Source organism: Morganella sp. B601 (assembly GCF_051172335.1).
Lineage (GTDB): Bacteria > Pseudomonadota > Gammaproteobacteria > Enterobacterales > Enterobacteriaceae > Morganella > Morganella morganii.
On the sequence record NZ_JBPIZE010000002.1, the window covers coordinates 619,643 to 633,513 of the forward strand.

Consider the following 13,871-nt stretch of genomic DNA (forward strand, 5'->3'; position numbering starts at 1 on the left):
TATTGTATGTTTATTTTTTGCAAAAACACATTTAACAATTGTTTATTATATACATGTAATATCAGTATGCTGATAACAGGGAGTCAATAGATAAAGGAATGACTATGAAAATAAAATTAATATCATTAGTAATCGCCACTACCATCTCATCACCATCTTTTTCTGCCAATGAGTATTGGTATACTGATGACCAGAAAATTAAGCTAAGTGAAAAAAACATACAGGCACATCTGACTGAAAGAGTTGGCAAACCCGTTCTTCATATTGAAAAACCGGATAGCAATGGCGTATCCCATAATTTCTTTGATGAATTCAGTGTAGGTAAAGAAGGGTTGTTCATTAATAATAAAAACAAAGCTGATGTAATCATTAATGAAGTGATATCTGATTCACAATCTGTATTATCAGGAAACATTAGAGTCGTATTTAATAATGCTGATTTGATTATTGCTAATCCTAATGGCATTACCTGTGATGGATGCAGTACAACTAATGCCCCTAATACTACACTCATTACGGGTAAAATTACGGATAGTGTAAATAAAAAAGATCCGCTCAGCTATCAAAGTTCAGATGGTAAAATAGAAATAATCAATACATCTAACATTAATAATAATTATAAAAAAAATGCTGAAAAGAACAAACTATCTCTGATCGCCAACCAGATAATTATTAAGAACAGCACCATTGATATACCTGATGTTTTTATCAAAACAACAGAAACAAATGAATATATATCACACAAAACAGGTACGTATTATCATAGCCATACACCAGGTATCTTAACGGAAGAAACTGTCGAAGAGCGCAGACCTTCGCTATTATACATTGATGAATCATCCTCTATTTTAAGTGATAAACTGAAAATAGATGCTCATTCCGGCCATGTAGTTAATAATGGAAGTATTAAATCATATAAAAATGATACCAATCTGTCACATGTATTATTTGTCAATAGTGGTAATATTACCTCAGTAATATCTGATGTAACATCTTTTTATTCCAGTATGTATAATCGGGGAAATATCACTGCTCAAAAACTAAATATGTCATTTAATGATACTCATCATCATTTTGATACTTCTGAAAAAGAATATGTTTCGGCAAAATTTGCTTTTGTTAATGACGGTATTATCAAAGGATCATTCGCAAAAATTGATTCACGCGGAGCTGATCTTAAAAACAATGGTAACATCGATATGTGGGGGCGAACTAATATCGCTCTCCATAATGAATATGATATGGTCGAGCATAAATTAATCAATAATGGCACCATCTCAAATCAATACTAAAACCGGGTCATTTTTGTAATATACCAAAAAAAAATCTGCCGCTGTCCGCGGCAGATTTTTTCATTATAATGATCATTTTCTTCAGATAATAACAATGAATATCTCCGGAAGAAATAAACTATCCGGACATACTCTGCTATTAATCTTTCTTCACTTCATCCAGATTCACATCCACCACCCGCTCTTCCGGACGAATGATGTTCACCAGACGGAACACCAGAGCCAGACCAATGCCGACAACCGTCGCCAGTGCCATCCCTTTCAGTTCAGCTGCGCCGATATGGATGGTTGCACCACTGACACCAATAATCAGGATAACTGCCGTCAGAATCAGGTTCTGCGGCTTGTTGTAATCCACTTTGGAATCAATCAGCACGCGGATACCGGATGCACCGATAACCCCGTACAGCAGCAGCGATACCCCGCCCATCACCGGTACGGGCACAGCAGCAATCGCGGCAGCCAGTTTACCGACACAGGAGAGCAGAATCGCCAGTACCGCTGCCCCGCCGATAACCCACGAACTGTACACTTTGGTGATAGCCATTACGCCGATGTTTTCGCCGTATGTGGTGTTTGGTGTGGAACCGAAGAAGCCTGACAGTACAGTCGAAAAACCGTTGGCAAACATCGAACGGTGCAGACCGGGGTCTTTCATCAGGTCGCGTTTGACAATATTCGCGGTGACCACCAGGTGACCGACATGCTCGGCAATTACCACCAGCGCGGCCGGTAAGATGGTCAGAATGGCAAACCATTCAAAACGCGGTGTGTAGAATGTCGGCAGTGCAAACCACGGTGCTTCACTTACCGGGGTTAAATCCACCGCGCCCATAAAGAAGGACAGCGCATAACCGGTCAGCACCCCGATAAGGATCGGGATAATCGCCAGGAAGCCGCGGAACACCACAGAGCCGAGAATCGTCACCCCGAGAGTGGTCAGGGAGATGATCAGCGTGGTGCTGTCCGGCGTGGCGCCATTCTCGAATTTCAGCCCGGCCATACCGGCAGCGGTTCCGGCCAGTTCAAGGCCGATAACCGCCACAATCGCACCCATTGCCGCAGGCGGGAACAGCACGTTGATCCAGCCGCGCCCGGCGATTTTGACAATCCCCGCCACCAGCATAAACAGCAGCCCGCAGATGATAAACCCGCCGAGAGCAAGTTCATACCCGAGCGGCAGTAAAATCAGCACCGGCGAAATAAAGGCAAAGCTGGAGCCCAGGTACGCCGGGATTTTTCCTTTACAGATAAACAGATACAGCAGTGTCCCGATACCGTTAAATAACAGGATCGTGGCCGGGTTTACCTGAAACAGGATCGGCACCAGAACAGTAGCACCGAACATCGCAAACAGATGCTGTAAACTTAACGGAATGGTGACCAGCAGTGGTGGGCGTTCATCGACTTCAATAACGCGGCGCGTCATCTTAAACCTCTTAAATGATTACTCAGGGATATGCCAAAAAAAAGCCGACTATCAAGTCGGCTCATTAACTTATTTCGTACCAAATATCTTATCGCCCGCATCACCCAGGCCCGGTACAATGTAACCGTGTTCGTTGAGGTGATCGTCGATGGATGCGGTATACAGCTCAACATCCGGATGGGCTTTTTCCAGCGCTTTCAGACCTTCCGGCGCTGCAACCAGCACAAGGATTTTAATCGCGGTACAGCCTGCTTTTTTCAGCAGATCGATGGTAGCGATCATTGAACCGCCGGTTGCCAGCATCGGGTCAACCACCAGCGCCATACGCTCTTCAATATTAGAGGCTAATTTCTGGAAGTACGGTACCGGCTCCAGTGTTTCTTCATCACGGTAAACACCGACAACACTGATACGGGCACTAGGGATGCTTTCCAGCACACCGTTCATCATACCGATACCCGCACGCAGGATTGGCACAACGGTAATCTTTTTACCCTTGATTTGTTCAATTTCGACCGGACCACACCAGCCGTCAATTGTCACTTTCTCAGTTTCTAAGTCTGAAGTTGCTTCATAGGTCAGCAGGCTACCGACTTCTGAGGCCAGTTCACGAAAGCGTTTTGTGCTTATATCATGATCTCGCATCAGGCCAAGTTTGTGTTTAACGAGCGGGTGTTTTACCTCGACGACTTTCATGGGTTCTCCTACTGTGTAAGCCCTGGCGGACAAAAAAATCGCGAGATTATACCGCTTTTCTTTCGCAGCGCCACCCCGGATTTGTTGATTATAGTCAATTATCACGCGTTTCATGTTTGTTACATGAATAAGTGTGATCTGACGCATTTTGACAAAAACCGGCATAAATCCTCTCGCAAACGTTTGCGTGGCCTGTTAGAATAGCCGCGTTTTCGATACACCCACTTACTTGCAATCGCCGTTGGGGGCCGCAGTGACTGACAAAACTTCCCTGAGTTACAAAGATGCCGGTGTTGATATTGATGCCGGTAATGCCTTAGTTTCCCGTATTAAGCATGTTGTCAAAGAGACACGCCGTCCTGAAGTTATGGGCGGGCTGGGTGGTTTCGGTGCGCTGTGTGCGGTACCGCAGAAATATAAAGAACCGGTGCTGGTTTCCGGCACTGACGGCGTCGGCACCAAGCTGCGCCTGGCGATGGATCTGGCGCGTCATGACACTATCGGTATCGACCTCGTCGCCATGTGTGTGAACGATCTCGTCGTCGCCGGTGCTGAGCCCCTCTTCTTCCTTGACTATTACGCGACCGGCAAACTGGATGTCGATACTGCCGCCCGTGTGGTCACCGGTATTGCCGAAGGCTGCAAACAGGCGGGTTGTGCGCTGGTCGGCGGTGAAACCGCTGAGATGCCGGGCATGTATCACGGCGATGATTATGACGTGGCCGGGTTCTGTGTCGGTGTGGCGGAAAAATCAGAAATCATCGACGGCAGCAAAGTCCGCGCCGGTGATGTGCTGATAGCGCTGGCCTCCAGCGGCCCGCACTCCAACGGCTATTCTTTGATCCGCAAAATCCTTGAGGTCAGCAAAACTGACCCGGCAGCCACAGAGCTTGACGGCAAATCACTGGCGGATCATCTGCTGGCACCGACAAAAATCTATGTTAAATCTGTGCTGAAACTGATCGAAAACACCGATGTTCACGCCATCGCCCACCTGACCGGCGGCGGTTTCTGGGAAAATATCCCGCGTGTATTACCGGCCTGTACCCAGGCGCGGATTGATGCCTCATCCTGGCAGTGGCCGTCTGTCTTTAACTGGCTGCAAAAAGCCGGGAATGTGGAAGACTATGAAATGTACCGCACCTTCAACTGCGGTGTCGGTATGGTGATTGCACTGCCGGCGGCGTCTGTGCCGGCCGCCCTCGCCCTGCTGACAGAAGCGGGTGAAAATGCATGGCTGATCGGTGATATCGCGGTATGCCGTGAAGATGAACCTCAGGTCATCATCCGCTGATGAAAAAACGCCTTGTTGTCCTGATTTCCGGCAGCGGCAGTAATCTGCAGGCGTTGATTGATGCCTGCAGTTCACAAACCCTCAATGCGGAAATTGTTGCGGTCTTCAGTAATAAAGCGGACGCTTACGGGCTACTCCGCGCACAACAGGCCGGTATTCCCGCACTGGCACTCAGTCCGGCGGAATTATCTTCACGGGATGATTTTGATGCCGCATTGCAGACACAGATTGATGAGTATCAGCCGGACTTACTGATCCTCGCCGGATATATGCGGATTCTGACACCCGCCTTTGTCCGCCATTACCACAGCAGAATGCTCAATATCCATCCGTCTCTGCTGCCGAAATATCCGGGCCTGCACACGCACCGTAAAGCCCTGGAAAACGGCGATGCCGAACACGGTACCTCTGTACATTTCGTCACGGAAGAGCTGGACGGCGGCCCGGTTATCTTACAGGCACGCATTGCCGTTCTGCCGGATGATACCGAAGACACCCTCACCGCACGGATACAACAGGAAGAACACCGCATCTATCCGCAGGTGGTTAACTGGTTTGTGCAGGGGCGTCTGGTGTTACAAAACGGGCAGGCATATCTGGATAACCAGTTATTGCCACCGGATGGTTTTCATTCATAAAATAAATGACTCACTGATATGTGAGTCATTTATCTATATTTATTTTCTTTTATTTCCGTTATTTCTTTTTTTGCTGGAATAACGCTCACAATTTTATCTCCCGTCCACGATAATCCTGCTGCATAATGCTATGTTGTTGTCACCAACAGGTAACAATACTCTCGTTTGACAAAATTTAATTCAGACTGCAATAATTGCTGTTATCTGAATGACATAACCCTGAAGGTATGACCATGAAAATTACCCGAGTCCGTCTGAAAAACTGGAAGAATTTCCGGAATATCGATATCAAAATGAATGACCGGGTATATATCATCGGCCCTAACGCCGTGGGTAAATCTAACTTCCTTGATGTTTTCCGTTTTATGAGTGATCTGTGCAAGGATGGCGGCGGCTTACAGAAAGCGGTTAATGATCGCGGGGGTATCACTAAGCTACGTTGCCTTCAGGCGCGTAACGATACTGAAGTGGCTATTATTCTGGATTTATCTGATGATGATAATGAATGGGTGTATGAATTAAAATTCAAAGCATCCGGTAAAGGGAAGCAATTAATTCATATTACCAGTGAAAATGTCACCCGTAACAATGAGACCATATTGTCCCGGCCGAATGCTAATGATCAAACCGATGAAATTCAACTGACGCAAACACACCTGGAACAAATTTTAGCAAACCAGCCATTTCGTGCTGTGGCTCAGTTTTTTGCCTCTATCACGTATCTGCATATTGTTCCTCAGTTACTTAAGTTTGCTAAAGAAATTGGTGTCACCAAAATTGAAGATGATCCCTTTGGACAGGGATTTCTGGACCGGCTGGCGAATACTAATGCTAAAACCCGTGATGCGTGGCTGAAAAAAATTCAGACGGGTTTATCTATTGCAGTACCGCAATTTAAAGAACTCCGTTTTGAGCGCGACAGTTCCGGTCAGCCACACCTGGAAGCCCGTTATGACCACTGGCGCCCTAATGCAGGATGGCAGAAAGAAGACCAGTTTTCTGACGGCACATTAAGACTGATTGGCCTGATGTGGTCACTTCTTGAAAAAAGACAATTGCTCCTGCTGGAGGAACCGGAACTTTCCCTGAATAATGAAATTGTCCGGTATATCCCTGAAGTGATTGAAAATACGCTGAAAGGAGCACGAAACCAAAAACAGATCCTTATCAGCACACACAGTGTTTCGCTGTTAAGCAACAACATAGACGGTAATGACATTATTCTGCTTCTGCCCTCTGAAAACGGTACAACGGCACGTTCGCCGGATGACGATGAACTGGCCGCAATGCGGGCTGGTCTGACAGCCGCAGAAATTATGTTACCACTGACAGCACCAGCCAATATCAGAAAAATGCCAGAGATATAATGAATGAAAATTTCGATCGCGACAGAAGATATTTTAACAGAAGAAGTTATGGTCAAAATACTGTCTTCTGTCAGCGATGTTGATATCCCGTTTAAATTAGGGAAGAAGGGCTGTGGTTATCTGAAAAAGAACATTGATAAATTCAATGAATTATCTTATCGTCATAATGTCCTTGTTGTTTTCGATTCAGACTTACAAACTAATATTAACGAATTCCGTTCATCAATAGAAAAAGAAATAAAAAACAAAAGCCGGAGCCTGGATATCATTATTCCGGTACGGGAAATCGAAAGCTGGATTTTAGCTGATCGCGAAGGATTAAGTGCATTTTTGAATATTTCCGGCGATAAACTCTGCCGATCACCGGATGATTTACTTGACCCGAAAGAGAAAATTATAAGTCTGGCGAAACTGTCTAAAAATGCGGATATACGCAAAGGAATTCCGCCTAAAAAAGGTGCTGCCTCAAAAGTCGGGCTGTCTTACAACACGCTGCTGACCCGTTTTGTTCAGGAAAACTGGGATATTGACAGAGCAAAAGTGCATTCACCCAGTCTGCGTACTGCACTGATGACGATTAACCGTATTGTCAGTCAGGTTGACTCATAACTACCGCAGTTTCGCCATCTCATTAAGATACGCTTTGCGCTGTCCGGTATAATTCCACCACGGCTGTGCCGGTTGTCCTGCAAGAAAATCAGTGACTGACCAGAACACATCAATAACACAGGGATCCTGACGGACGCCGGTTACCGCGCAGAGCATTTCATACATAATCACCGGGTCTGAACCGGTAATATCCTGCGGCGTCTCATACCCCAGCAGACGCAGATCTTCCGCCATCGCCTCGCCGATATTCGGCAGGTCGGTAAGCGTATAAAGACGGGTGCGGCACACTTTTGTCGGGTTCATGGAAATATCCGGTATTTATTAATGATATGCGTACTACCACATACTTTATCATCTGTCTGCTGTGACCGGTACTCAAATAACACGTAATTGCCATAATTTTACACGGCTGTGCCCGTCGTGACGCGGAAAAGCGGATCCCCGGATAATTCCGTTTCTGTTATGTGTTACACTGACTGATAAAATACAACCAATACCGAGGTGATTTATGTCCGGTGGTACTGCTGTTCCGCCTGTAAAACTGCGCCCGCTTGAGCGTGAGGATTTAGCTTTTGTTCATCAAATGGATAATAACGCCAGCATTATGCGTTATTGGTTTGAGGAGCCGTATGAAGCCTTTATTGAATTAAGTGATTTATACGATAAGCATATTCACGATCAGTCAGAACGCCGCTTCATTGTGGAAAGCGACGGCACCAAGGTCGGGCTGGTGGAACTGGTGGAAATCAATCATGTACACCGCCGCGCTGAATTCCAGATTATTATCGCCCCGTCACATCAGGGTCACGGATTTGCGTCCCGCGCTGCCCGTCTGGCTATGGATTATGCGTTTTCTGTTCTCAATTTATACAAACTGTATCTGATTGTGGATGTGGAAAACGAAAAAGCGATCCACATCTATAAAAAGCTCGGTTTTCATACCGAAGGCCAGTTAATTGATGAGTTTTTCGTCAACGGGGAATACCGCACTGCTATCCGTATGTGTATTTTTCAGCCGGAATATCTGGTCATGAAAAATAAATCTGCGGATGCGGAAAGCTACGTTGAAAAAAATGCCCGCGTAAAGCAGAACCTGTAACGATTTTTTAGTAAACTGTACGCTGTGTTCAACCCTGATTCAGAGTAACCCGTTCCGGAGTAACAATGTCCCAAGATAGGCTCTATATGGAAAAAGAACTCAGTTGGCTGTCGTTCAACGAGCGGGTTCTTCAGGAGGCTGCCGATAAACGCAACCCGCTGATTGAGCGCATGCGTTTTCTGGGCATTTACTCAAATAACCTGGATGAGTTTTATAAAGTCCGCTATGCGGATGTGAAACGCCGCATCCTGATTAATGAGGAACAGCGTGGTTCCGGTGCCAGCGGGCGCCATCTGCTGCGTAAAATTGAAAACAAAGTGGCAAAACAGGATCAGGCTTTTGATACCCTGTATAACGACCTGCTGCTGGAAATGGCGCGTAACCAGATTTTCCTGATCAACGAACGCCAGATTTCGCCGAAACAGCAAATCTGGCTGCGTCAGTATTTCCGTCAGCATCTGCGCCAGCACATCACGCCGATTATGATCCAGACCAGCACCGATTTGGTCGAATTCCTCAAAGACGATTACACCTATCTGGTGGTGGAGATTGTCAAATCCGGCCGTGAGACCCGCTATGCACTGCTGGAAATTCCGTCCGATAAAGTGCCGCGTTTTGTCAATCTGCCGACTGAAAACGGCCGCCGCCGCCAGTCGATGATCCTTATCGACAATATTCTGCGCTACTGCCTGGATGAAATCTTCAAGGGCTTCTTCGATTTCGATGCCCTCAATGCCTATTCCATGAAAATGACGCGCGATGCGGAATATGACCTCGCCACCGAAATGGAATCCGGGATGCTGGAGCTGATGTCCTCCACCCTGAAACAGCGTCTGACCGCTGAGCCGGTGCGCTTTGTCTATCAGCGCGATATGCCGGATGAAATGGTGACGCTGCTGCGTGAAAAACTCGGCCTGACCAATGATGACTCCGTGATTGCCGGCGGTCGCTATCATAATTTCAAGGATTTCATCCGCTTCCCGAATGAAGGCAATAAGAATTTATTAAACAAACCGCTGCCGCGTCTGCGTCATGTCTGGTTTGATCATCACCGCAACGGGTTTGATGCTATCCGCGAACGGGATGTACTGCTCTATTATCCGTATCACACCTTTGAGCATGTGCTGGAACTGCTGCGCCAGGCCTCCTTTGACCCGAGCGTGATTTCCATCAAGATGAATATCTACCGTGTCGCCAAGGACTCCCGCATTATCGATTCCATGATCCACGCGGCACACAACGGTAAAAAAGTCACCGTGGTGGTGGAATTACAGGCACGTTTTGATGAAGAAGCCAATATTCACTGGGCGAGACACCTGACCGCTGCCGGGGTGCATGTTATTTTCTCCGCGCCGGGGCTGAAAATCCACGCCAAACTGTTTATTATCTCGCGGCTGGAAGACGGGGATGTGATCCGCCGTTATGCCCATATCGGCACCGGTAACTTCAACGAAAAAACCGCGCGTATCTACACGGATTACTCGCTGCTGACCGCCAACGAAGAGATCACCAATGAAGTCCGGCGCGTGTTCAACTTTATTGAGAACCCGTACCGCCCGGTCTCCTTTGATAACCTGATGGTGTCGCCGCAGAATTCACGGGCAATGCTGAATCAGCTGATTGATGATGAAATAGCCAATGCACTGGCCGGTTATGAAGCCGGAATTACACTGAAGATCAACAACCTGGTGGATAAACAGCTGAGTGAGCGCTTGTATGACGCTTCGGAAGCCGGGGTGAAAATCCGTCTGCTGGTGCGCGGCATGTGCGCACTGGTGCCGGGACAGGTTCCGTACAGTGAGAATATCCAGGTGACCAGTATCGTTGACCGGTTCCTGGAGCATGACCGGGTGTATGTGTTCACCAACAAAGGGGACGAAAAAGTCTATCTCTCCTCTGCGGACTGGATGACCCGTAATATCGATTACCGGATTGAAGTGGCGGTTCGCCTGCTGGATCCGGTGCTGCGCCGCCGGGTGCTCGATATTCTGGATATTCAGTTCAGTGATAATGAGAAGGCGCGTTATCTCGATAAAGAGATGTCCAACCATTATGTGCCGCGCGGCAACAAGCGGAAAGTCCGCTCGCAGATGGCAGTTTATGACTATATTCGTTCCCTGGAACAACCGGATAATTAAAAGGCCCGTGCATGCCATTATCACTGATCACTGAAAAAGATCGTCCGCTGGAAATTGCAGCCATCGACCTCGGGTCGAACAGCTTTCATATGGTGATTGCCCGTATTGTCAACGGCGCACTCCAGGTTCTCAGCCGCCTGAAACAGCGGGTGTATCTGGCTGAAGGCTTAAATGATCAGAATGAGCTGAGCGAAGAAGCCATGGAGCGCGGGCTGGCCTGCCTGGCGCTGTTTGCCGAGCGCCTTCAGGGTTTTCCCGCCGCACAGGTCACGATTGTCGGGACTCACAGTCTGCGTGAGGCGGTCAATGCGCACGAGTTTCTCGAACGCGCCGCGTCCGTTATCCCCTATCCGATTGAAATTATTTCCGGTCACGAAGAAGCACGCCTGATTTTTATGGGTGTTGAACACACGCAACCGGAAAAAGGCCGCAAACTGGTGATCGATATCGGCGGCGGTTCGACAGAGCTGGTGATCGGCGAACGTTTTGAGCCGATTTTAATCGAAAGCCGCCGTATGGGCTGTGTCAGTTTCAGCCGTCAGTTTTTTCCGGACGGCAAAATCACCGAAGCCAACTTTAACCGCGCCCGGCTGATGGCCGTTTCCAAACTGGAAAACCTGGCAATTGCCTTCCGGGTACAGGGCTGGGATGTATGCCTCGGTGCATCCGGCACCATCAAAGCAGCCTGTGAAATCCTGCGTGAACTGGGGGAACGGGACGGCATTATCACCCCTGTACGCCTGGAAATGCTGGTCAAACAGGTGCTGCGTTATAAACGGTTTGATGCCCTGAATTTACCGGGCCTGTCTGACGATCGCAAAAAAGTGTTTGTGCCGGGTCTGGCAATTCTGTGTGGTCTGTTTGACGCACTGGAAATCACTGAACTGCGCCTGTCTGCCGGCGCCCTGCGCGAAGGGGTGCTGTATGAGATGGAAGGCCGTTTCCGTCATCAGGACATCCGCCAGCGCACCGCACAAAGTCTGGTGGAACACTATAATGTGGATAACGCCCAGGTGCTGCGTGTCCTGACCACCATGAAAAACCTGTACCGCCAGTGGGCGGAGCAGAATCCGTCCCTGGTTGATCCTCAGCTGGAAGCCATTCTGGTCTGGGCGGTCTGGCTGCACGAAGTCGGGCTGAGCATCAACCTCTCCGGCCTGCACCGTCATTCGGCCTATATTCTGCAGAACACCAATTTACCGGGATTCACCCAGGAACAGCAACTGCTGCTCGCCACACTGGTGCGTTACCACCGCAAAGCGGTAAAAAGTGACGACATCCCGAAATTCACACTGTTTAAACGTAAACAGGTCATCCCCCTGATACAGATCCTGCGCCTCGCGGTCTTACTGAATAATCAGCGCCAGTCCACCACCAAACGCTCCTCACTGCGTCTGGAAACCAATGAAGGACACTGGACACTGTTTTTTCCGCGCCGCTATCTGACTATCAACACATTAATGCAGCTTGATCTGGAAAAAGAGCAGGCTTACTGGGATGATGTGCCCGGCTGGCACCTCGGTATAAAAGAAGAAGACGTCTGACAGAGAATCCCCGGCCAGTCTTATTTGTTTAAAAGTTTTATGTGTAAAGGAAAATCATGTCTGAACACAGTTTCTCCATTGACAATTCATCACCGGTCAATCCGCACTCCCAGCGGCTGGCTCACATTCGTCAGCAGGTTTTGCCCCTGTTCCTCAACGACTCACAGTTTGTGGAAACCATTCTGGGCACCGCCGATGAGCATGCCAGGCTCAGTGATGATGAACTGCATTCAAAATCGAAGTTAGTCAAAAATCTGCTGACTGACCTCCACGCCGCTGACCTTGCGGATATGCTGGAAGCCCTGCCCTATGATGAGCGTCTCGCGCTCTGGCATCTGATTGATAACCACCAGCGCGGGGAAGTGCTGGTGGAAGCCTCTGTGTCCGTGTGGGACAGTCTGATTAAAGATATGTCAGACAAAGAGCTGCTGCGCGCCGTTGCCACCCTGCATGTGGATGAGCAGGCGTATATCGCCGAGCACCTGCCGCGCGATACCATGCGCCGCCTGCTGACCTATCTGGAACCAAGTCTGCGTAACCGCATCCGCACCGTTCTTCAGTACCCGGCGGACAGTATCGGGCAGATGATGGACTTTGAGTTTGTCACCGTGCGCGGCAATGTCCCGCTGAAAACGGTTCAGCGTTTTCTGCGCTACCGCAGCAATATCCCGGAAGCCACCGATAAAATCTTTGTTATCGACAGCAATAATATTTTGCAGGGCGAACTGCCGCTGACTACCATTCTCACCCAGTCGCCGGACAAACTGGTCTCTGATGTGATGAAAACCGAGCCGGTCACCTTCCTGCCGGATGAAAAAGGCGAAGATGCTTCCGGTGCGTTCGAACGTTATGACTTAATTTCCGCCGCGGTTGTGGATAATAACGGGCGGCTGCTCGGGCGGCTCACCGTTGAGGATATCGTTGATAACCTGAATGAAGAGAGTGAAGAAAACATCCGCCGTATGGGGGGTTTAAGCCCTGAAGAGGATGTGTTTGCCCCGGTCGGCCAGGCGGTGAAAAACCGCTGGGCGTGGCTGGCGATTAACCTCTGTACCGCGTTTGTGGCTTCCCGCGTGATTGGTGTGTTTGAGCATACCATTTCCCAGCTGGTTGCACTCGCGACCCTGATGCCGATTGTTGCCGGTATCGGCGGTAATACCGGTAACCAGACCATCACCATGATTGTCCGCGCTCTGGCGCTTCACCAGATCCAGAAAGGCAGTTTTTCCTTCCTGCTGCTGCGTGAGCTGGGCGTTGCCTTTATCAACGGCGTAGTCTGGGGCGGGATTATGGGGGTCGTTACGTATCTGCTCTACGGCGATATCGCTATGGGCGCCGTGATGACGCTGGCTATGGTACTTAACCTGCTGATGGCTGCCATCATGGGTGTGCTTATCCCGCTGACGATGATGAAACTCGGACGCGACCCGGCACTCGGCTCCAGTGTGATGATCACCGCCATCACCGATACCGGCGGATTTTTCATCTTTTTAGGTCTCGCCACCCTGTTCCTGGTCTGATTTTTGCTCAGACAGTCCTCTGCGGCCACGGAAAGAGAAGTTTTGCTTCTGCTCTCCGTGGCCGTTTTTGACTCTTCCGGCTGCGTTTCTGCCCTCTTGTCATCACCCCGCCACAGAGTATTATGATGCCGGACTGACAATATCCGGTGAATATGATCACTTCTGTACTGCTGCTCTGAAATAATCCTCATGCCGCTCACACTTATTTATATTTATTTACCGCTGTTAATTCACGGGTATATTGA

12 protein-coding genes are annotated in these 13,871 nt (G+C 48.7%); 9 read left to right on the forward strand and 3 right to left on the reverse strand.

Annotation, left to right across the window (positions count from 1 at the left end):
- Positions 1–104 precede the first annotated feature (104 nt).
- Positions 105–1,292 carry a filamentous hemagglutinin N-terminal domain-containing protein gene (locus tag ACSBQN_RS07670; protein WP_214167430.1) on the forward strand — a complete coding sequence of 396 codons (1,188 nt, stop codon included), beginning with the start codon at positions 105–107 and terminating at the stop codon, positions 1,290–1,292.
- 139 nt (positions 1,293–1,431) lie between these two features.
- On the opposite strand, the gene uraA is transcribed toward ACSBQN_RS07670, so the two are convergent.
- Together uraA and upp are read right to left on the reverse strand one after the other, a co-directional pair.
- Positions 1,432–2,721 (reverse strand): uracil permease, encoded by a 1,290-nt coding sequence (gene uraA / locus ACSBQN_RS07675; RefSeq protein WP_024473309.1) that lies wholly within the window; start codon positions 2,719–2,721, stop codon positions 1,432–1,434.
- A 69-nt stretch (positions 2,722–2,790) separates the two neighbouring features.
- Positions 2,791–3,417, reverse strand: coding sequence for a uracil phosphoribosyltransferase (upp, locus tag ACSBQN_RS07680; protein ID WP_004235255.1), 627 nt, complete (start codon positions 3,415–3,417; stop codon positions 2,791–2,793).
- A 253-nt stretch (positions 3,418–3,670) separates the two neighbouring features.
- Between upp and purM the strand changes: the two genes are divergently transcribed.
- From purM to ACSBQN_RS07700, 4 genes are all read left to right on the forward strand, one after another.
- Complete coding sequence (gene purM / locus ACSBQN_RS07685) at positions 3,671–4,711, forward strand: phosphoribosylformylglycinamidine cyclo-ligase (protein ID WP_015422770.1); 1,041 nt, start codon at positions 3,671–3,673, stop codon at positions 4,709–4,711.
- A complete protein-coding gene (gene purN / locus ACSBQN_RS07690) occupies positions 4,711–5,349 on the forward strand; it encodes a phosphoribosylglycinamide formyltransferase (protein WP_024473310.1) in 639 nt (212 codons plus the stop codon). Before purM ends, purN begins: the two co-directional genes overlap by 1 nt.
- A gap of 233 nt (positions 5,350–5,582) precedes the next feature.
- Positions 5,583–6,716 carry an AAA family ATPase gene (locus ACSBQN_RS07695; RefSeq protein WP_024473311.1) on the forward strand — a complete coding sequence of 378 codons (1,134 nt, stop codon included), beginning with the start codon at positions 5,583–5,585 and terminating at the stop codon, positions 6,714–6,716.
- Positions 6,717–6,719: 3 nt separating this feature from the next.
- A complete protein-coding gene (locus ACSBQN_RS07700) occupies positions 6,720–7,325 on the forward strand; it encodes a hypothetical protein (RefSeq protein WP_354633258.1) in 606 nt (201 codons plus the stop codon).
- Here the strand turns inward: ACSBQN_RS07700 and ACSBQN_RS07705 are convergent, their stop codons facing one another.
- On the reverse strand, positions 7,326–7,628 hold the full coding sequence (locus tag ACSBQN_RS07705) for a helix-hairpin-helix domain-containing protein (RefSeq protein WP_004239921.1): 303 nt from the start codon (positions 7,626–7,628) through the stop codon (positions 7,326–7,328).
- Positions 7,629–7,833: 205 nt separating this feature from the next.
- On the opposite strand from ACSBQN_RS07705, the gene speG reads away from it, so the two are divergent.
- From speG to mgtE, 4 genes are all read left to right on the forward strand, one after another.
- Positions 7,834–8,424, forward strand: a complete 591-nt coding sequence (gene speG, locus ACSBQN_RS07710) for a spermidine N1-acetyltransferase (RefSeq protein WP_024473313.1) — start codon at positions 7,834–7,836, stop codon at positions 8,422–8,424.
- Between the two features lie 65 nt (positions 8,425–8,489).
- Positions 8,490–10,562: a polyphosphate kinase 1 gene (ppk1, locus tag ACSBQN_RS07715; protein WP_015422771.1), complete on the forward strand. Its 2,073-nt coding sequence runs from the start codon at positions 8,490–8,492 to the stop codon at positions 10,560–10,562.
- An 11-nt stretch (positions 10,563–10,573) separates the two neighbouring features.
- Complete coding sequence (gene ppx / locus ACSBQN_RS07720; protein ID WP_004235245.1) at positions 10,574–12,106, forward strand: exopolyphosphatase; 1,533 nt, start codon at positions 10,574–10,576, stop codon at positions 12,104–12,106.
- Positions 12,107–12,162: 56 nt separating this feature from the next.
- The gene (mgtE, locus tag ACSBQN_RS07725; protein WP_004235243.1) at positions 12,163–13,626 is read left to right on the forward strand and encodes a magnesium transporter; all 1,464 of its coding nucleotides are present in this window, start codon (positions 12,163–12,165) and stop codon (positions 13,624–13,626) included.
- Positions 13,627–13,871: the final 245 nt, after the last annotated feature.